Source organism: Streptomyces sp. NPDC037100 (assembly GCF_055606225.1).
This window is the reverse complement of the sequence record NZ_JBVJSX010000001.1, coordinates 635,850-654,863: the sequence shown is the minus strand read 5'-3', so window position 1 is coordinate 654,863 and position 19,014 is coordinate 635,850. Positions and strand designations below refer to the sequence as shown.

15 protein-coding genes and 3 pseudogenes are annotated in these 19,014 nt (G+C 70.8%); 9 read left to right on the top strand and 9 right to left on the bottom strand.

From position 1 onward, the window contains the following. Positions 1-3: 3 nt before the first annotated feature. Positions 4-780, top strand: coding sequence for an SAM-dependent methyltransferase (locus tag ACZ7EG_RS02985; protein ID WP_471071317.1), 777 nt, complete (start codon positions 4-6; stop codon positions 778-780). Positions 781-890: 110 nt separating this feature from the next. Here ACZ7EG_RS02985 and ACZ7EG_RS02980 read toward each other — a convergent pair whose 3' ends face one another. The 5 genes and pseudogenes from ACZ7EG_RS02980 to ACZ7EG_RS02960 all read right to left on the bottom strand — a co-directional run. Further along, positions 891-1,538 (bottom strand): superoxide dismutase, encoded by a 648-nt coding sequence (locus tag ACZ7EG_RS02980; RefSeq protein WP_471071314.1) that lies wholly within the window; start codon positions 1,536-1,538, stop codon positions 891-893. Between the two features lie 134 nt (positions 1,539-1,672). Beyond that, positions 1,673-3,052, bottom strand: coding sequence for an amino acid permease (locus tag ACZ7EG_RS02975; RefSeq protein WP_471071310.1), 1,380 nt, complete (start codon positions 3,050-3,052; stop codon positions 1,673-1,675). 121 nt (positions 3,053-3,173) lie between these two features. Continuing rightward, positions 3,174-3,482: pseudogene (locus ACZ7EG_RS02970) on the bottom strand (TauD/TfdA dioxygenase family protein); the annotation flags it as partial. A gap of 5 nt (positions 3,483-3,487) precedes the next feature. Then, a pseudogene (locus ACZ7EG_RS02965) lies at positions 3,488-3,742 on the bottom strand (LLM class flavin-dependent oxidoreductase); the annotation flags it as partial. Continuing rightward, positions 3,734-4,045 (bottom strand): annotated as a pseudogene (locus ACZ7EG_RS02960) (ATP-binding cassette domain-containing protein); the annotation flags it as partial. The pseudogenes ACZ7EG_RS02965 and ACZ7EG_RS02960, both read right to left, overlap by 9 nt. A 217-nt stretch (positions 4,046-4,262) precedes the next feature. Here ACZ7EG_RS02960 and ACZ7EG_RS02955 point away from each other — a divergent pair. Further along, a complete protein-coding gene (locus tag ACZ7EG_RS02955; protein ID WP_471071307.1) occupies positions 4,263-4,844 on the top strand; it encodes a biotin transporter BioY in 582 nt (193 codons plus the stop codon). A gap of 88 nt (positions 4,845-4,932) precedes the next feature. Here ACZ7EG_RS02955 and ACZ7EG_RS02950 read toward each other — a convergent pair whose 3' ends face one another. After that, positions 4,933-5,658, bottom strand: a complete 726-nt coding sequence (locus ACZ7EG_RS02950) for a hypothetical protein (protein WP_471072448.1) — start codon at positions 5,656-5,658, stop codon at positions 4,933-4,935. A 196-nt stretch (positions 5,659-5,854) separates the two neighbouring features. On the opposite strand from ACZ7EG_RS02950, the gene ACZ7EG_RS02945 reads away from it, so the two are divergent. Beyond that, positions 5,855-7,783, top strand: coding sequence for a serine/threonine-protein kinase (locus ACZ7EG_RS02945; RefSeq protein ID WP_471071304.1), 1,929 nt, complete (start codon positions 5,855-5,857; stop codon positions 7,781-7,783). 102 nt (positions 7,784-7,885) lie between these two features. Here the strand turns inward: ACZ7EG_RS02945 and ACZ7EG_RS02940 are convergent, their stop codons facing one another. Next, the gene (locus ACZ7EG_RS02940; protein ID WP_471071301.1) at positions 7,886-9,376 is read right to left on the bottom strand and encodes an amino acid permease; all 1,491 of its coding nucleotides are present in this window, start codon (positions 9,374-9,376) and stop codon (positions 7,886-7,888) included. A 277-nt stretch (positions 9,377-9,653) separates the two neighbouring features. Here ACZ7EG_RS02940 and ACZ7EG_RS02935 point away from each other — a divergent pair, with 277 nt between their 5' ends. Further along, positions 9,654-10,139 (top strand): ribose-5-phosphate isomerase, encoded by a 486-nt coding sequence (locus tag ACZ7EG_RS02935; protein ID WP_471071298.1) that lies wholly within the window; start codon positions 9,654-9,656, stop codon positions 10,137-10,139. A 276-nt stretch (positions 10,140-10,415) separates the two neighbouring features. After that, a complete protein-coding gene (locus tag ACZ7EG_RS02930) occupies positions 10,416-11,225 on the top strand; it encodes an Fpg/Nei family DNA glycosylase (protein ID WP_471071294.1) in 810 nt (269 codons plus the stop codon). Between the two features lie 16 nt (positions 11,226-11,241). On the opposite strand, the gene ACZ7EG_RS02925 is transcribed toward ACZ7EG_RS02930, so the two are convergent. Beyond that, entirely contained in the window at positions 11,242-12,492 is a 1,251-nt protein-coding gene (locus ACZ7EG_RS02925) for a GNAT family N-acetyltransferase (protein ID WP_471071291.1), read from the bottom strand. 162 nt (positions 12,493-12,654) lie between these two features. Between ACZ7EG_RS02925 and ACZ7EG_RS02920 the strand changes: the two genes are divergently transcribed. Continuing rightward, positions 12,655-13,833, top strand: a complete 1,179-nt coding sequence (locus ACZ7EG_RS02920) for a SpoIIE family protein phosphatase (RefSeq protein WP_471071288.1) — start codon at positions 12,655-12,657, stop codon at positions 13,831-13,833. Between the two features lie 30 nt (positions 13,834-13,863). Further along, a complete protein-coding gene (locus tag ACZ7EG_RS02915) occupies positions 13,864-14,301 on the top strand; it encodes an HD domain-containing protein (protein ID WP_471072445.1) in 438 nt (145 codons plus the stop codon). A gap of 12 nt (positions 14,302-14,313) precedes the next feature. Here ACZ7EG_RS02915 and ACZ7EG_RS02910 read toward each other — a convergent pair whose 3' ends face one another. Then, entirely contained in the window at positions 14,314-15,432 is a 1,119-nt protein-coding gene (locus tag ACZ7EG_RS02910) for an acyltransferase family protein (RefSeq protein WP_471071285.1), read from the bottom strand. A 693-nt stretch (positions 15,433-16,125) separates the two neighbouring features. Between ACZ7EG_RS02910 and ACZ7EG_RS02905 the strand changes: the two genes are divergently transcribed. Both ACZ7EG_RS02905 and ACZ7EG_RS02900 read left to right on the top strand, forming a co-directional pair. Continuing rightward, positions 16,126-16,320 (top strand): hypothetical protein, encoded by a 195-nt coding sequence (locus ACZ7EG_RS02905; RefSeq protein WP_003990237.1) that lies wholly within the window; start codon positions 16,126-16,128, stop codon positions 16,318-16,320. 104 nt (positions 16,321-16,424) lie between these two features. Continuing rightward, positions 16,425-18,950 carry a protein kinase domain-containing protein gene (locus ACZ7EG_RS02900; RefSeq protein ID WP_471071281.1) on the top strand — a complete coding sequence of 842 codons (2,526 nt, stop codon included), beginning with the start codon at positions 16,425-16,427 and terminating at the stop codon, positions 18,948-18,950. Positions 18,951-19,014: the final 64 nt, after the last annotated feature.

Sequence of the window (19,014 nt, the reverse complement as noted above, 5' to 3'; positions counted from 1 at the left end):
CACATGACGCAGATCGACACATCGGTGCCGCACTCGGCCCGGATCTGGAACTACTGGCTGGGCGGCAAGGACAACTACCCGGTGGACGAGGCGGCCGGTGACGCGTACACCGCCGTCTTCCCCGGCATCGTCACCATCGCCCGCAGCAGCCGCGCCTTCCTGGGACGCAGCATCCGGTACCTCGTCCAGGAGGCCGGCGTACGGCAGTTCCTCGACGTCGGCACCGGCCTGCCGACCGTCGACAACACCCACGAGGTCGCCCAGCGGCTCGCCCCGGACGCGCGGATCGTCTACGTGGACAACGACCCGCTGGTCCTCGCGCACGCCCGCGCCCTGCTCACCTCCACCCCCGAGGGAGCGACGGCCTACGAGCCCATCAGCCTCTTCGAGCCCGAGGAGATCCTCGCGGCCGCCGGCAAGACCCTCGACCTCACCCGCCCCACCGCCCTGATCCTCAGCGGCATCCTGGGCCACGTGGCCGACTACGACCAGGCCCGCGACCTGGTCCGCCGCCTCCTGGCCGGGCTGCCCCCGGGCAGCCACCTCTCCCTCAACGAGGGCTCCCGCGGCACGGATCCGGCCTACGAGCGGGCCCAGGACGCCTACAACGAGACGGGCGCGGTCCCGTACTTCCTACGGCCGGTCGAGCAGATCGAGGCGTTCTTCGAGGGCCTGGAGCTGGTGGAACCGGGCGTGGTCTCGGTGCCGCTGTGGCACCCCGAGCCGGGCGCCCCCACGGACCCGATCGGCCAGCACGGCGGCCTGGGCCGCAAGCCGTAGCGCGCCCATGGGAAACCCCCGCGAGTCACGTCCTCGCGGGGGTTTCCTTCTTTCCGCCTGCCGTGCGTGAAGGGTGAGAAGACGATCACGAGGCAGGACGCCTCACGGCCTCAGGGGGCCAGCAGCAGCACATCCGTCCGGGACTTGGCGGCCTCGTAACGGCGTGCCACGTCCTGCCAGTTGACGACCTGCCACATCGCCTCGATGAAGTCGACCTTCTGATTGCGGTACTGCAGGTAGAAGGCGTGCTCCCAGGCGTCGAAGACGAGGATCGGGGTGGCGCCCTGGCCGACGTTGCCCTGGTGGTCGTAGACCTGCTCCACGATCAGCCGCCCGCTCAGCGGCTCGTAGGCGAGCACGCCCCAGCCGGACCCCTGCGTGGTGGCCGATGCCTTGGACAACTGGGCCTTGAACTTCGCGAACGACCCGAAGGACTCGGTGATCGCGTCCGCGAGCTCACCCACCCCGTCCTGCGCCAGCGGCTCACCGCCGCCGTCCTTCGGACCGGTCATGTTCTGCCAGTAGATGCTGTGCAGGATGTGCCCGGAGAGGTGGAAGGCCAGGTTCTTCTCCAGCCCGTTGACCGACCCCCACGTCTCCTTGTCCCGCGCCTCGGCAAGCTGCTCCAGCGTGTCGTTGGCGCCCTTCACATAGGCGGCGTGGTGCTTGTCGTGATGCAGCTCGATGATCTCGGGGCTGATCACGGGGGCGAGCGCGGAGTAGTCGTAGGGCAGTTCGGGCAACGTGTAGACGGGCATGGGCGGGATCCCCTCCGGACCTCTTATTGCAATAAACTTGCAACTGCACGCTAGCAGCAGGAGGGCGCTGGTGGGTGGTCCGGGCATGCGAAAGGCCCCCGCGTGTGTCGCGGGGGCCTTCGGCGGTGGACTTCCTACTGCTTGGCGCGGGCCTTCTGCCACGCGAATCCGATGGCCGCCAGGACGAGGATCATCCCGCCCGTCGAGTACAGCTGCACCCGCGTGTCCGGCTCCCGGGCCATCAGGACGAAGACCGCGGCCATGCCGGCCAGGGCGATCCAGGTCAGCCACGGGAACGCCCACATGCGCACGGCCAGCTTCTCGGGTGCCTCGCGCTCCAGGCGGCGGCGCAGGCGCAGCTGCGAGACGGCGATGAAGATCCAGACGACCAGGATCACCGCGCCGATCATGTTCAGCAGCCAGGCGAAGACGTCGTTCGGACGCCAGTAGCTCAGCAGCACGCACAGGAACCCGAAGACGGAGGACGCCAGGACCGCGATGCGCGGCACCCCGCCCGAGACCCGGCCCAGCCCCTTCGGGCCCTGCCCGCGCTCCACCAGCGAGTAGGCGATGCGGGAGGCGCCGTAGATGTTGGCGTTCATGGCGGACAGCAGGGCCACCAGGACGACCACGTTCATCAGCTGGCCGGCGCCCGGGATGCCGAGCTCGTCGAGGGCGGCGACGTACGGGCCCTTCTCGACGACCGCCTTGGAGTCCCAGGGGACGAGCGTGACGATGACGGCCATCGAGCCGATGTAGAACAGCGCGATGCGCCACATCGCCGTGCGCACCGCGCTCGCGACGCCCTTGACGGGGTTCTCCGACTCGGCGGCCGCGATGGTGACCGTCTCCAGGCCGCCGTAGGCGAAGACCGAGGCCAGCAGGCCGATGACCAGGCCCTCACCGCCGTTCGGCAGGAAGTCCGTGAGGTGGCTCGCGCCCGGCGAGTCCGTGCCGGGCAGGACGCCCGCGATCGCCAGGACGCCGAGCACCAGGAACAGGGTGATCGCACCGACCTTCAGCGCCGCGAACCAGAACTCGAACTCGCCGAAGTTCTTCACGGCGGCCAGGTTCGTGCCGCAGAAGACGACCATGAACAGCGCCACCCACGCCCACTCCGGCGTGCCCGGCAGCCAGCCGCTGACGATCTTCGCGGCGCCGATGCCCTCCAGGCCGACGGCCGTGCAGAGCAGCACCCAGAAGGACCAGCCGGCCGTGAATCCCGCCCAGGGCCCGATCGCCCGCTCGGCGTGCGCCGAGAACGACCCCGACGACGGATACGCGGCCGACATCTCGCCGAGCATCCTCATCACCAGCATCACGAGGGCACCGGAGAGGGCGTAGGCGACCACGATCGACGGACCGGCCGCGGCGATACCGGCACCGGAACCGACGAACAGACCGGCCCCGATCACCCCGCCGAGGGCGATCATCGACAGGTGGCGCTGCTTCAGGCCATGGGAGAGGGAGACGTCGTCCGCGCTCGGCGGCGTCCCCGTGGTGGTGCTGGGCATGGGCGCGGCACGTCCTATGCGTGATCGGCGTACGAGGGCAAAAACGCCGCCAGTCTCGGATGCCTCCCCGCCGCAACGACGAGGCATCCCACCATGCGGACGGTCGCGTCGCTCTGCGTGGCTACGCGGCGACCGGTGTGTAGTGCGAGGCGTCGCCCTCGACGGAGTGGCCCTCCTTGCCCTCGATGCCCACGGGGACGTCCCCGGCGACGGTCACCCGGTGCAGGTGCCGGGGCCGGCCGTCGTAGTTGTCGACGGCGTAGTGCTGGGTGATGCGGTTGTCGAACAGGACGAGCTGGTTCGGCGACCAGTGGTGGCGCAGGATGTTCTCCGGCCGGGTGACGTACGCCTGGAGCAGGTCGAGGATCTTGCGCGACTCGTCCGCCGGCAGGCCCACGATCCGCTGGGCGAAACCGCCGATGAACAGCCCGCTGGCTTCAGCGCCACGTCGAGGAACTCGGCGGCCCGCGCATACCGCTCGGCGTGTGCCGGCTCGGCGTCCAGACCGAAGTTCCGGACGGCCTCGGCACCGGCGGTCGTGACGATGTTCCAGCCCGCCCGGCCGCCGCTGAGATGGTCCAGCGTGGCGAACTTGCGGGCCAGGTTGCACGGCGAGTTGTACGACGTGGAGGCCGTGGCGATCAGACCGATGCGCTCGGTGGCCGTCGCCAGGGCCGTCAACAGCGTGAGGTCGAGGCCGATCCGGCCCTTGTCCAGGTCGAGCACCCGGTCGGCGAGCACGATCGCCTCGTCCACGTCGTGGGTGACCAGCAGCACCGAGGGCCGGTGGCGCTCCCACAGCTCCCTGAGCAGACCGTGCATCCGGATCCCGGTGAGCGCGTCCAGCGCCCCGAACAGCTCGTCGGCCAGGAGCAGTTCCGGCTTGCGCACCAGTGACCGGGCCAGGGCGGCGCGCTGGGCCTCGCCACCGGACAGCTGGCCCGGCCAGGCCCGCTCGCGGCCCTTCAGCCCCACCTCTTCGAGGGCTTCCTTTGGGGGGAACCTACAGACGCCCCCAGCCCGGCTCTCGTGGCGCGCACCATCTCATCACCGTGACCGGCATCACCCCGACCTCGGTGTAACCGGCACCCTTTGTTCGGAGTCGACCAACCGCCGGTCCACGCCTTTGTGGACGGCTGACGGTGATCAGGGCGAGGACGCTGGGATAGCGTCACCGTGTCCCACCGGCCCTCACCTCCGCGGAGTCCCCATGAGCACCGCTGCCGCCACGCCCGCCCGCGCCGGACAGGTCCTCGCCGACCTGCTCCCAGCCTCCCGAGTCCGGGACGCGGCCCTCGTGCTCGGCGGCGCCGCGCTCACCGGCCTCGCCGCCCAGATCTCCGTGCCCGTGCCGGGCTCCCCGGTGCCGGTGACCGGCCAGACCTTCGCCGCGCTGCTCGTCGGCACGTCCCTCGGCGCCGGCCGCGGCTTCCTCGCGCTCGCGCTGTACGCCCTGGCCGGCATCGCCGGTGTGCCGTGGTTCGCCGGCGCCTCCTCCGGAGTCGCCCCCTCCTTCGGCTACATCCTCGGCATGATCCTCGCCTCCACCGTCGTCGGCGCCCTGGCCCGCCGCGGCGCCGACCGCTCGGTGCTGCGCACGGCCGGCACGATGCTGGTGGGCGAAGCCATCATCTACGCCATCGGCGTGCCCTACCTGGCCCTCGCCACCGGAATGTCCGCCACCGCCGCGATCGCGGCCGGCCTCACGCCGTTCCTCATCGGTGACGCGCTGAAGGCGGCGCTGGCCATGGGCGCCCTGCCGACGGCCTGGAAGTTCGCGAACAAGCGCTGACACCGTAGGCGTTGCCGAGAGGCCCGCCGGGGGCACGTTGCCCCCGGCGGGCCTCTCGGCGTATGCGCTGACGCGACAGGCGGCCGGTTCAGCCCTCCTGGGCCTCCGGCCGCCGCCGTTGCGACCACCACATTCCGGCCACGCCCGCCGCGAGCAGCGACGCACCGGCCGTGCCCAGCGGCAGCAGATCACGGGCCGGACCGGTCTTGGGCAGTTCCTTGCCGCCCGGGCCCGCCGGTTCGTTGTCGGTGCCGAGCAGCAGGGGCGTGGCGGGGGCGTCCGGCGACGGGTTGCTCGTGCCGAACGGCACCGGGCCCTGCTGCCAGAACGTCTTCTTCCCGTCGGTCGTCTGCACGGGCAGACAGATCTTCCCGGTCTTGCCGAGGTCGAACGTCGCGTCGACGGCGTACGACTTCGACTTACCGGCCGCGAGATTGTCGATCGGGCAGGCGAATCCGCTGTTCGAACCCTCCGGAAGTCCCTTCTCGGGTATCGCCGAACACCCCTCGACACCCTTGACGACAAGCCCGTCGAAACCGACGACCAGCAGCCTGATCTTCCCGCTGTCCTTGCTCCCCTCGTTCTTCACCGTGGCGGTAATCGACGTCTTTTCGGAATCGTTTTCGACCGAGATCTTCCCGGGCAGTGTCGTGCTGAGCTTCACCCCTGCCGGTGCCGCGTCAACCGCCTTTCCCCCCTTGCCGCTTGCGGGTCCTTCGTCTTCCGCGCCGGCCGTGCCGGAAAGGATCATCACCGCCGAGAAAGATGCCATGACCAGCGATCCGGCGACCGCTGCCGTACGACGAGAACTCATGTTCGTCCCCCTTGCGTCCCCCTGGGCTGCGCCTGAATTCGCAGCACTGAAAGAGGTACCACAAGATTTCCCCGCACTATCCTGGTACGGCACGAAGTGTGACCGTTGTGTTTCACTGGAGTCGGTCACGGCGTCGTGGAGGGGGTGCAGCGAATTGCCGGGGAATGCGAACAGCGGCGGTGTTCCAGGGGTATTGGTGACGGGACGCTATCGGTTGGTCGAGAGTATCGGCCAGGGGGGAATGGGGCGGGTGTGGCAAGCCGCCGACGAAATACTCGACCGGCAGGTCGCCGTCAAGGAAATGCGGATCGACGGACTCGACGCGGAGGACAGCAGGACCCGCCGTGAACGCACCCTGCGCGAAGCCAGGGCGACGGCCCGGATCGACCACCCCAACGTCGTACGGGTCTACGACGTGGTCGATGAGGGCGAACGCCTCTGGATCGTCATGGAGTTGGTGGCGGGCCGCTCCCTCGAACGGATCCTCGCGGAGACGGGCCCGCTGAGCCCCGGCGAGACGGCCCGCATCGGACTCGGTCTGGTCGCGGCGCTGCGGCAGGTGCACGAACGAGGCGTACTGCACCGCGACATCAAGCCCGGAAACGTACTCGTGGAGCACGCGGGCGGCGTGGCCGGATCCGGACGCGGCGACGCCAACGGTTCCGGCCCCGGACGGCGCGTCGTCCTCACGGACTTCGGCATCGCGGCGATCCAGGACGCCAAGGCGCTCACCATGGTCGGCATGCTGGTCGGCTCACCCGACTACATGGCCCCCGAGCGCATCTCCGGCCGCCCCCAGGGCCCACCGTCCGACATCTGGTCCCTCGGCGCGACCCTCTGCGCGGCGCTGGGCGGCCGCTCCCCGTTCTCCCGCGGCACCACACTGGCGACCCTGCACGCGGTCCTGTACGAGGAGCCGGAACTCCCCGCCGGGTCGGGCCCGTTGCGGGACATCCTGACCTCCCTGCTGGCCAAGGACCCGTCGGCCCGCCCGGACCTGGAGGCCCTGCAGATCGCACTGGAGCCGGTGGCGTTCCCGGCCCCGACACGTACCGAATCATCCACCCTCGCCCACTTCCCCCCACCCGCTCATGAATCATCCCCTCCTGCCCATCTCTCCCCATCCGCTCCCGAATCACCCACTCCCGCCCACCTATCCCCATCCGCTCCCGAATCACCCACCCCCGCCCACCTATCCCCATCCGCTCCCGAATCACCCACTCCCGCCCGCCCCGCGCCCGAGGGCCCCGGCAGCCCCGCCCCCGCCCAGGAGCCGCACCACCGCCCACACACCGCGCCCACGAAGACGTCCGCGAGTTCTCAGACCCCTGTCTCCCTCACCCGCGCACAGGCGGAGACCGAGTGCCGCCCCCGCCCCACACCCCTGCCGCTGCCGCCGGGTGAACTGCCCGGGCCGGCTGTCCCGGCCACTCCCCGCCCGCACGCCCGTCGCCGTCGCCGTACGGCGCTCACCGCCGCGGCGGCCACCCTCGCCACCGCCGGCACCGTCGCGGCGATCCTGCTGGCGACGTCGTCCGGCTCACCCGGCGACAGCGACGGGACTCCCCGCGCGGGTTCCTCGGCGTCCGCTCCGGCCACCACCGGGGACGCGACCGGCGCCACCACGGGGGACGCCGCCGGAGCCACCACCGGAGCCACCACCCCCTCACCCACCGTCGAGGGCACGACCAGGCCGCGGACCCTCCCGCCCGGCACGCACCGGGAGGCGGGTGGGTTCGCCTGGGCGACGCCCGACGGCTGGCGGCGGGACGTGAAGACGGGCGCGGAGGTGCACTACACCTCCCCGGACGGCTCCCAGGAGCTGGTGGGCAGGTCCTCCCTCGCCCGCGGCGACCTGCTGGAGACCTGGCAGACCTCGGAGCGCAACGCCCACCAGGGCCAGGACTACCGCAAGATCCGCCTGGAGGAGACGACGTTCCGCGGCCACCCGGCGGTGGTCTGGGAGTACACGTTCACGCTGAAGGGCGTCCACTGGCACGCCCGCCTGCTCGGCTTCAACGTGACCGGCAAGTCGTACCAGGTCAACACGTGGTACCAGGCCGGGATCGAGCGGGAGGCACTCGCCACCTACGAGAAGGTCAGGGACAGTTTCACGGTGCTGTAGGCAGCTTCGGGCAAGCGCGGGCGAACGAGAAGGGGCCTGCGGCGCGCACGGCAGCACGCACCACAGGCCCCCGTTCACGACGAACGGCGAGCGGCCGCAGGATCAGCCGGCCGACACCTCGTCCCGCTCCTCGCCCGGGACCTGCGGGGCGTCGGCGGCCGTGCGCTCCCCGCGCAGCCCCTTCTTCGCGAAGGCGATGACGAGCACCACCGCCGCGACGAGCAGCGACAGCAGGACGGTCTTACGCCCGTCGTGCTCGGTGTCGGTGAGCATGTAGCCGAGGATGAACACGATCAGCGCGGCAGTCGCCCAGGTCAGATACGGGTACAGCCACATCTTCACCACGAGCTTCTCGGGCGCCTCGGCCTTGATGATCTTCCGCATGCGCAGCTGGGAGAAGCAGATCACCAGCCACACGAACAGGGCGACCGCGCCGCTGGAGTTCACGAGGAAGAGGAAGACGGAGTCCGGGAACTTGTAGTTGAAGAACACGGCCACGAAGCCGAAGGCGACCGACGCGAGGATCGCCGTGCGCGGCACGCCGTTGGAGGTCGTGCGGGCGAAGGCCTTCGGCGCGTCACCGCGCTGGCCGAGGGAGAAGGCCATGCGGGAGGCCGTGTAGAGGCCGGAGTTGAGGCAGGACAGCACCGAGGTCAGCACGATGAAGTTCATGATCTGTCCGGCGTGCGCGATGCCGAGGGAGTCCAGCGCGGCGACGTAGGAGCCGTCCTTGGTGATGGACTTGCTGTCCCACGGCAGCAGGCACACGACCACGGCGATCGAGCCGAGGTAGAAGACGGCGACACGCCAGATGATGCTGTTGGTGGCCTTGGTGACGGCCTGCCGCGGGTTCTCGGACTCACCGGCGGCCAGGGTGGCGATCTCGCTGCCCATGAAGGAGAAGACGACGAGGAGTACACCGGTGAGGATGGCGCCGGCCCCGTTGGGCAGGAAGCCGCCGTGCGCGGTCAGGTTGCTCACGCCGGCCTGCTCACTGTCCACGCCGGGCAGCAGCCCGAACACGGCCAGTCCGCCGATGACGATGAACGCGGCGATGGCGACGACCTTGATGCCCGCGAACCAGAACTCGAACTCGCCGTAGGAGCTGACGGAGACCAGGTTGGTGGCGGTCAGCACCACCATCACGATCAGGGCCCAGCCCCACTGGGGCACGGCCGGTATCCAGCCCTCCAGGATCACCGCACCGGCGGTCGCCTCGACCGCCAGCACGACGACCCAGAAGAACCAGTACAGCCAGCCGATGGAGAAACCGGCCCAGGACCCGAGGGCCCGGTCGGCGTGCGCGGAGAAGGAACCCGAGGTGGGGTTGGCGGCCGACATCTCACCGAGCATCCGCATCACCAGCACCACGAGCGTGCCGACGAGGGCGTACGACAGCAGGATGCCGGGCCCGGCGGTGGCGATACCGGAGCTGGACCCCACGAAGAGGCCGGCGCCGATGACACCGCCGATGGCGATCATCGAAAGATGCCGGTTCTTGAGTCCGGCCTGCAGCCCGGAGCCCTCGGCTCCGGGTTCTCCGGGCCCTTGGGGGTCGTTTCCGGTCTTGTTCAGAGTCGGCTGCGAGGTCATGGAACGGATTTCCTTTGCGCCGGGGAGCTGTACTTCCGTACGAACGCACGAACCGCACGAAGGGGGTGTTTCGCGGCATGGCGTTGCACGAGGGGCCCGTACGAGCGGTGTACGAGCCGGTCCAGTGAATCGGAGGCGAACGATGAGGAGAACCTTTGAATCCAGATTGTTACTTGAGGTTTTCCTGAGGTTCCGTAACGGGGCTCACATTCGCCTCATGTTTCTGTGAGCGCCACCCCGCGCGCCTTCCCCGAAACGCCCGTGTCACACTCGTCCCATGCGCGTGTACCTCGGCTCGGACCATGCGGGCTACGAACTCAAGAACCACCTCGTCGAGTGGCTGAAGGCGGCGGGTCACGACCCCGTGGACTGCGGCCCGCACATCTACGACGCCCAGGACGACTACCCGCCCTTCTGCCTCCGCGCAGCGGAGCGCACGGCCGCGGACCACGACGCCCTCGGCGTCGTCATCGGCGGCTCGGGCAACGGCGAGCAGATCGCCGCGAACAAGGTCAAGGGCGTGCGTGCGGCCCTCGCCTGGAGCGAGGAGACGGCGTCCCTGGGCCGCCAGCACAACAACGCCAACGTCGTCGCGGTGGGCGCGCGCATGCACTCGCAGGACGAGGCGACGAAGTTCGTGGAGACCTTCCTCGGCACCCCGTTCTCCGGTGACGAACGTCACACCCGCCGGATCGACATGCTGTCGGCCTACGAAACGACCGGCGACCTGCCCCCGATCCCGCCGCACCACCCGCAGCAGTAACGCACCGGCCCCGTGCCTCAGACGGGGAGCCGAGGCAAAGCCCGGAGAGGCTGGGGCGATCCCCTGAAGGGGCCCAGGGGCGAAGTCCCGGAGGGGCGCAGGGGACACAGCCCCCGCCGGGATCCGGGGCGGAGCCCCGTGGCCGCGGCCTCGTGGGCAACCGTGTCGGGCGGCGGGTGGGCAGAACCCGGGGTCCGGGGCGGAGCCCCGCGGCCTCGGCCTCGTGAGCAACCGCGTCGCCCCGACGGGCAAGGGCGACGATCACAAGGAGCACCCGTGCCGGAAGGCCACACCATCCACCGCCTCGCCCAGGACTACGCCGCCGCCTTCCTCGGCACGAAACCCCGCACCACCAGCCCCCAGGGCAAGTTCGCCCCCGCCGCCACCCTCCTCACCGGCACCGAACTCACCCACACGGAAGCCCACGGCAAGCACCTCTTCCTCGGCTTCCGCGACACCGACTGGATCCACATCCACCTCGGCCTGTTCGGCAAGGTCACCTTCGGCCCGGCCCCCGAACCGCCCCCCACCGACACCGTCCGCCTTCGCGTGGCGAACGACACCACCTACGTGGACCTCCGGGGCCCCACCACCTGCGCCCTCATCACGCCCCCGGAGAAGCAGGCGATACACGACCGCCTGGGCCCCGACCCCCTCCGCGACGACGCCGACCCGGACACCGCCTACCGCCGCATCACCCGCAGCCGTACGACGATCGCGGCCCTCCTCATGGACCAGAAGGTCATCGCCGGCGTCGGAAACGTCTACCGTGCGGAGGTCCTCTTCCGGCACCGCATCGACCCGTACCGCGCCGGCAAGGACATCACCCCCACCGAGTGGCACGCGATATGGACCGACCTCGTCGCCCTGATGCACGAGGGCGTCCGCAACAACCGCATCGACACCGTCCGCCCGGAACACACCCCGGAGGCGATGGGCCGCCCCCCGCGCGTGGACGACCACGGCGGCGAGGTGTACGTCTACCGCAGGGCCAACCTGCCCTGCCACATCTGCGGCGGCGAGATCCGCACCGCCGACCTCGCCGCCCGCAACCTCTTCTGGTGCCCGGCCTGCCAACGTCCTTGAAACAGGCGGGCGTTCGCTAGAACCCGTGCGGCAGCCACGGCGGCACGGTCGTCCCGAACCCGAGCGACGCCTCCGCCAGCGCCCCCCGCCGGATCTCCCGTACCCGACCCGCCGCCGCCAGCGAGGCCAGCGACACACCCCCGAGGTACGCCGCTCCCAACTCCCTTACGGACAGCGCGACATCCGCCGCATCCGTCGTACGCTCGCAGGACGCTCCCTTCGGGTCGCCGGTCAGCCGCCAACGCCCGGCGTTCCAGGGGCAGAACGCGTCCTCCACCTCGAACACCACATCCACCGGGCTCTGATACGTCCGCGCCTCCAGCGCGGCGCCCACCTCCACCGGCCGCACGTACAGCGAGTCCCGGAACCACGGGTGACAGCGTCGCTGGTCGGACACCAGGTACTGCCATGCGTCGTCCACCGGACGCGCTCGCATGGTCACCTTCGAGGTCAGGTCGATCCCGAGCAGAAAACGCCACAGCGCCGCGTCCGCCGCAGGGTCCAGCGCCGCCAAGTCCGTCACGATCACCGTGCCCTTGAACCCGGCGAGTTCCCACTCCGGCTTGACGCGGAACCGTGCGTAGCCGACCGTCTCCCCGTCCCGCTCGGCGAGCACGCACTGCAGGGGCGACGCCCCGTCCCGCAGGCTCTCCGGATCGAGGACCCCCAGCCGCTCCCAGCCGGGCCGCCGGGCCAGCATCCCGGGCCGCGCCGGAACCAGCCTGGCGTACAACGCCTCGCACACGTCGAGCACATCGGCCGGCACCGCGTACCGCACCCGTACGTCATCCGTACCGTCCGGCACCGACAGCCGCACCCGGGTCGTGTCGATCTCGGCGGTCAACGACAGGGTCGCGTTGCCGTATCCGAACCGCCCGTAGATCGCCGGCTCGGACGCGGTGAGCACGGCCAACGGCTCACCCCACGCCCGCACATCGTCCAGCTGCCGCCGCATCATCGACGTCAGCAGGCCGCGCCGGCGATGCGTGGCGGCCACGCTGACCATCGTGACGCCCGCGACCGGCAGTGACGCGCCGCCGGGCACGGTCAGCCGGAAGCTGAACGCCCCGGCCGTTCCCACGCACTCGTCCCCGTCCCAGATGCCCAGGGAACGGTCGTACTCGGTCAGCGAGCGCCACAACTCCCGCTCCTCGGCGGCCTCCGGCACCCCTCCGAAGCCCCGGAGCAGGGTGTCGTACCACTTGTCCCACTCGTCCTGCCGCAGAACCCGCAGACCGGGCGAAAGGCCGTTCGCGTCAGTTGTCATGAATCCTGCCTACCAGGGCGATGCGGGGCGGGCGAGGCAATTTCTGCCGGGCGGCGGCGGGGCGGGGCACGGTGAAGTTCACTGTGATGTCGGCCCTCGGACGGGGGACAAGTGGGACCTCCCGTGCCAAGGGGCTGGTCCGATGGATAGGGTCCCGAACTAATGGCATCAGGACGAGAGCGGCGCGCGGAAGCCGAGACGTTCACGGCCCGGTTGAAGAAGCAGTGGCACCGGGTCCGTGTCGGCGTGCGCCGGGCCGCAGTGGACTACTTCCGCGGCAACGGCTCGGACTGGATCGCCCTGGCCGGTCTGGTCCTGACCGTCCCGCTGATCGCGTCGGCCACCCTGGCGAACTCGGTGTGGTTCTCACCGGCCGCGCTGGTGCTGCCCGTCGTCGTGGGCGGGCTGCTTCTGCGGCCCGCCAGCCTGCTCGGCCTGTACGCGGCGGCGGCCACGGCACTGATCGTGGAGTCGGTGCAGCTCGGCCCGTACACGGAGGGCCCGTCGAGGGTCACCCCGGGCGTCGTGCTCGTGGTCGCGGCCTGCGGCTTCTTCGGGCTGCTGCTGGCCCAGTTCCGCAGCCGGGTCGGTGTTCCCTGGCGGCGCGGCGGCACCATGCTCTTCGACCTGCGCGAACGCATCCGGGTGCAGAGCAAGCTGCCCGACCTGCCGGACGGCTGGCACCGGGAGATGGCGCTGCGCCCGGCGGGCGGCCAGTCCTTCTCGGGCGACTTCGTGGTGGCGGCGCGCACCAACGGCGGCCGCACGCTGGAGGTCGTCCTCACCGACGTCTCCGGCAAGGGCATGGACGCGGGCTCCCGCGCCCTGCTGCTGTCCGGCGCGTTCGGCGGCCTGCTCGGCTCCCTCCCGCCGCACGCCTTCCTCCCCGCCGCGAACGGCTACCTGCTCCGCCAGGACTGGGACGAGGGCTTCGCCACCTCCATCCACCTGGTCCTCGACCTGGATTCCGGCGACTACGAGCTCTACTCCGCGGGCCACCCGCCGGGCCTCCAGCTCAGCGCCGGCACCGGCCGCTGGGAGGAGAAGGCCGCCGAGGGCCCGCTCCTCGGGGTCTACGACGGTGCCCAGTTCGACCCGGTGAAGGGCTCACTGCGGCCCGGGGACGTGCTGATGCTGTTCACGGACGGTCTGGTGGAAACCGCCGACCGCGACATCGTCGAGGGCATCGACCGCCTCACCGGGGAGGCCGACCGCTATGTGGCCGGCGGCTTCCACGGCGCCGCCTGGCATCTCATCGAGGCCGTGGCCAAGGACGTCAACGACGACCGGGCGCTGCTGCTGATCTGCCGCGAGGGCCCGACGGCCGCCGCGAACCGCTGAGACACTGAAGCGGTGAGCGAGACAACCCGTATGACCCTGGCCCAGGTCGAGGCCACCGCCCGCGCCGCGCACACCGGCCAGACCGACAAAGCGGGACGGCCCTACGCGGAACACCTCCAGGCCGTGGCGGAGGGCGTCCGGGCACGGGGTGGCGACGAGGAGCAGATCGCGGCGGCCTGGCTGCACGACGCCGTCGAGGACGACGCCCTCTCCGCACAGTGGCTGCGCCAGGCCGCTCTGAGCAGCCGTACGAAGGACATCGTCCTCGCGGTCACCAAGAGGGCGGGGGAGCCGCCGGAGGGGTACGCCGCGCGGATCCTCGCCACGCCCGGCGCGCTGCTGGTGAAGGAGGCGGACCTGGCGCACAACGCGGACCCGGTGCGACTCGGAGTGCTGGACGCGGCGACCCGTGAACGACTGACCGAGAAGTACGCGCGGATGCGCGCACTTCTCGGTCTCGTCGGATGAACGCCGTTCGGGTCAGGCGTTGACCTTCTCGCGCTCGCGCTCCCGCTCGCGCCGTTCGGCGCTCTGGCGTTCGCGGGCCTGCTCGGCCGCGTCCCGCTTGAAGGCCCAGTCCATCTTCGGCTCCATCGCGAACCGGAAGACACGCTGCACCGGCTTGGTGCACAGCACCGTCACGACCGCGGCCGCGAGGACGGTCACGAGGATCTCACCGGTCGGCCGGTGCAGCCAGGAGGCCTCGAACCAGCCCTGGTAGTCGCCGGCCTTCACCAGGAAGCCGTGCAGCAGGTAGCCGTAGAGCGTGCCGGCGCCGAGGGCGGTGAACCACATGTGGCGGCGCGGCACCCAGGCGAAGAAGCAGGCCGTCAGCACCAGGGAACAGCCGAACATCGCGAGCACCATGACCGGGCCGGTCCACCACGGGGCGCCCAGCTCCTGTGCGGCGTCACGGTGGTAGAACCACGCGGTGTTCATGCGCGGCACCGCCCACCAGCTGAAGGCCAGGGCGGCGGCGAACACGGGCACCGACGCGATACGCACCGAACGCGTGCGCACCATCTGGAAGTGCTCGGGCTTCATGACCAGACCCAGCACGAAGAACGGCAGGAACTGCAGGACGCGCTGCAGGTCGAGGTCGTCACCGATCTCCGGGGTGACGGTCGCCAGCATGGCGAGACCCAGCGCGAGCGGCAGCGGCCAGCGCACCAGGTTCCAGATGGGGGTGGTCAGCCGCCAGACGAACAGCGCGACCAGGAACCAGGTCAGGTACCAGGGGTCGAGGAGGCTGATCTCCTGATGCGGGTCGTTGTCGATGACCCGCTTGAAGAGCGGATAGGCCGTCTCGAAGATGATGTACGGCACGGCCACGCCGGTGATCAGGCGCTTCAGCCGGTCGGGCCGCATGTCGAAACTGCGGGAGAAGTAGCCGGAGATGAGGATGAACGCCGGCATGTGGAACGCGTAGACGACCTGGTAGGCGGCCTCGAGTATCCGGCTGTCGCCCTTGAGCGGCTCCCAGGCGTGGCCCATGGCCACCAGCACGATCGCAAGGTACTTGGCGTTGTCGAAGAACGCGTCGCGTTGCTTGCCGTTCTGCTTCTTCTGCGTGCTCTGCGGCGAGCGGGGGCTCGGCACTCCGTCGGCCGGCGAATGTGCCGGGGGAAGTGGCGCCCTGCGGTCGCCGTTCGGTCGCAGCGAGTTCGTCACAGACCCTCCCACCAGGAGCTCGGGGAGACGATCCGGGACCTCGCTGCGCGTGCGGGGGACGAGGCAGCGTGGAACATCTGAGGCACCCTAGCGTTCTCCGCAGGTATTCGTAAAACGCCGGACGTCATTCCTGGCTATTCGCTGCGAGTACCCCGGATTACGGGTAGTTGACGTCACTGTCGGCGTGATGGCCGACACATCGCTCGGCGGCGGACCGGTGCACTGCGCCTGCCCTGCTTATCGTGATACTTCCGGACTAAGCGGCGCATAAGACCCGCAGGCGACTCCAGTGGAATGTCTGCTTCCGCCCTCTTCGAGCCCGCCTTGCAACGGCTGTTGATGACCCTGCGGTAACAATTCGAATTAGCTGCGTGCGCGTTGTGTGGAGACGGAAACGATCCGGTCGAATTTCCTGAGCGGGTGGCTCGTCGAATTGCCGTGCGACTACTCGGAGTCGGGTCCCCAGGCGCGGGCGGCTCACACGGGAGGGGGCGACACGAATGTGGTCGATGCGTCAGCGCCCGCATAGCCCGGCCATGTTGGTGGCACGATGGTTCTGGCGGGGTGCGCGGGTCGCGTCCCCGGGCCGGGAGAGCGGACCGACCGAGGGTGTGATCAGTTGTGGCCATTTCACTGTCTGTGGTGCTGCTGTTGGCGATCATCCTTGTGGTGTTGCTGAGAGGCGGATCCATCAAGGCCGGTCCCGCGATCGTGGCGGTCCTCTTCGGCTTCTTCCTCGCCTCGACCGGCATGGCCGACGACATCCAGCGGTTCCTCAACTCGATAGCGGAGACGATCAACTCCATCAGCTTCTGACCGGGACGACGCACCCTCCCGAGCCCCGCGCTACGCGCCTCCGGCACGGGCGGCTACGCTCGCCCCGATCACAGGACGGTGCGTGACGGGGGGAACGTACGGGGATGGCGCTGCGCGATTCCGACCCGGCGGAGGTGGGCGGCTACCAGATCGAGGACCGCCTCGGCTCCGGCGGCATGGGAGTGGTCTACCTGGCCCGCTCGGCCTCCGGACGCCGCCTCGCGATCAAGGTCGTGCACAGCCAGTACGCCGACGACGACGAGTTCCGCGCCCGTTTCCGCCGCGAGGTGGCCGCCGCCCGCCGGGTCAGCGGAGCCTTCACGGCCCCCGTCGTGGACGCGGACGCCGACGCCATCCACCCCTGGATGGCCACCCTCTACATACCGGGCGCGGACCTCGGCACCCACGTCCGCGAGCACGGCCCGCTCCCGCTGCCCCGCCTGCGCGGTCTCGCCGCCGGCCTCGCCGAGGCGCTGCGCGACATCCATCGCGCCGGAGTCGTCCACCGCGACCTGAAGCCGGCCAACGTGATGCTCGCCGAGGACGGCCCCCGCGTCATCGACTTCGGCATCTCCCGCGCCGCCGAGTTCGCCGCCTCGGACGCCCTCACCCAGACCGGCCGCGTCATGGGCACCCCGCCGTTCATGTCCCCGGAGCAGTTCGCCTCCCCGCAGGACGTCGGCCCCGCCGCCGACATGTTCTCCCTCGGCTCGGTCCTCACCTACGCCGCCACCTGCCGCGGCCCCTTCGACAGCCCGAGCCCGTACGAAACGGCCCTGCGCGTCGTAGAGGGCGAACCGGACCTGACCGGCGTCCCCGACGAACTGCTCCCCTTCATCCGCGTCTGTCTGGAGAAGCACCAGAAGTCCCGCCCCGCCGCGGACGAACTGTTCACGCTGCTCCGTGAAGGCGGCACCCCCGCCACGCTCACCGTGCCCGGCACCGGCGCACCCCGCCCCTTGCGTCCATGGCCGGGCGCACGGCCGACCGAGCCGGCCGGCCCGGCCTGGCCCGACGCGGCCCGCGCCGAGCGGAGCGGAACGTCCCACGCCCTGCCCGCCGAGGCGAACGACGGGGCGGAGGGCGTGGCGGACGATGCAGCGGACGGAGGGGTGGACGAGGGAGCGGCCGGAGAGCTGGACGACGAAATGCGCGACGGGGCGCACGCCGGGCACATGCGCGACGCGGCGCACGCCGGGCGGGACCAGGCGCGGCGCGGCGGCCCGGGACGCCCCCGGCCGGACAGGACCCCGACGGCGCAGCCCCAGCCGCCGCCCGACCCGGCCCGGACATGGCCGCCCGGGGGCACCCGCAGCCGCGGCCGACACGGACTGCTGCTGATCTCTGCCGCCGCGGCCGTCGCACTCGCCGCGATCGTCACCTCCACCCTCGCCCTGATCCGCGACCACGACCGCCCACCCTCGTCCGCCGCCAAGGCGGCCGACCCTCCCAAGGGCGCGGCCGACCTTCCCGAGGGCTGGGAACCGTGGGTCGCCACCGCGAAGGCCCCCGCGGGCAGCGAGGGCGGCCTGGCCGGGGTGGACACCTCCTTCAAAGGCTGCTCCGTCGTCGACGCCTCCCTCGTCTGCGCCGGCTCCGACCTCATGGCGACCCGCTTCGGTCTCGCCGACGGCCGCAACACCTGGAGCCGGCCCGTCGACACCACGCCCGACGGCGCCTCCGGCGACGAGGGCGCACTCATCGGCACCGGCGACGGCCGCGTCTACGCCTACGGGTCCGAGGACCTGGACGGCACGAGCGGCGTGGGGTCCAGCTACACGGTCCACGCCCTGGCCGCCGGCACCGGCAAGGAACTCTGGCGGACCCCGACCGGCAGCGGCGAGATGGCGAGAGTCCCCGAGGGGCCCCAGGGCGCCGCCACGGCTGTGCCCGAGGGTGTCATCACCTTCTACGGATCGCAGGGCGACCAGTACGCCCTGCTGGACGCCGGAACGGGCAAGGTCCGCTGGCGGCAGCCGGAGCCGCGGACCCGCGGCGACTGCGTCCTGGACGCGGCGGCCGACCACGCCTACCTGCTCTGCACGGCCGGGACGGACGACGAGAAGACCGCCCGTACCACCGTCTCGCAGATCGATCCGGCCACCGGAAAGCCCCGCTGGACGGTCGAGGCCGAGGGCGCCCTGCAACTGCTCGGCCGGCACGGGGGGCGCCTGGTGCTCGCGGACGGCTACTCCACGGCCCGAGGCCTCGCCCTGATCGACGTCGCCTCGCACGAGCTCACCGTGCGCCGACTGGCGAAGCCCCGGCCCGAGGGGTCGAGGGCGTACCTGGCCCGCGGCACCGTCTACTTCACGCGCAGCAGCGGCGGCGTCCGCGCCGTCGCACCCCTCACCGGGCGCACGCTGTGGGAATCCAACTCCACCCTGGAGCGGCAGGGACCGCCGACCGCCTCGGCCACCCATGTGTACTTCGCGTCCCCCAGCGGCCGCCTGGCCGCGCTGAACGCGCGCAGCGGCAAGGTCGAGGACACCCGGGACGGCCGCGACGACGGCGGCCGGGTCGACAGCATGCTCGTCACCTCCGGAGCACCGCCCCTGCTCGTCGGCGACGCCCTGTACGTCCCGTACGGCGTCCGCTCCGTCTACACCGTGGACGTCCGGGACCTCTGACGCCGGCTTCTCGTCCCATCCGTGGGCGAGACCGAACCGGGCCGGCGGGACGACGCGCGCATCG

Bases quoted from the DNA above. Each gene is read 5' to 3' on its own strand.
- ACZ7EG_RS02985 (WP_471071317.1), top strand. From the start codon at position 4: ATGACGCAGATCGACACATCGGTGCCGCACTCGGCCCGGATCTGGAAC.
- ACZ7EG_RS02980 (WP_471071314.1), bottom strand. From the start codon at position 1,538: ATGCCCGTCTACACGTTGCCCGAACTGCCCTACGACTACTCCGCGCTC.
- ACZ7EG_RS02975 (WP_471071310.1), bottom strand. From the start codon at position 3,052: ATGCCCAGCACCACCACGGGGACGCCGCCGAGCGCGGACGACGTCTCC.
- ACZ7EG_RS02955 (WP_471071307.1), top strand. From the start codon at position 4,263: ATGAGCACCGCTGCCGCCACGCCCGCCCGCGCCGGACAGGTCCTCGCC.
- ACZ7EG_RS02950 (WP_471072448.1), bottom strand. From the start codon at position 5,658: ATGAGTTCTCGTCGTACGGCAGCGGTCGCCGGATCGCTGGTCATGGCA.
- ACZ7EG_RS02940 (WP_471071301.1), bottom strand. From the start codon at position 9,376: ATGACCTCGCAGCCGACTCTGAACAAGACCGGAAACGACCCCCAAGGG.
- ACZ7EG_RS02935 (WP_471071298.1), top strand. From the start codon at position 9,654: ATGCGCGTGTACCTCGGCTCGGACCATGCGGGCTACGAACTCAAGAAC.
- ACZ7EG_RS02925 (WP_471071291.1), bottom strand. From the start codon at position 12,492: ATGACAACTGACGCGAACGGCCTTTCGCCCGGTCTGCGGGTTCTGCGG.
- ACZ7EG_RS02920 (WP_471071288.1), top strand. From the start codon at position 12,655: ATGGCATCAGGACGAGAGCGGCGCGCGGAAGCCGAGACGTTCACGGCC.
- ACZ7EG_RS02915 (WP_471072445.1), top strand. From the start codon at position 13,864: ATGACCCTGGCCCAGGTCGAGGCCACCGCCCGCGCCGCGCACACCGGC.
- ACZ7EG_RS02900 (WP_471071281.1), top strand. From the start codon at position 16,425: ATGGCGCTGCGCGATTCCGACCCGGCGGAGGTGGGCGGCTACCAGATC.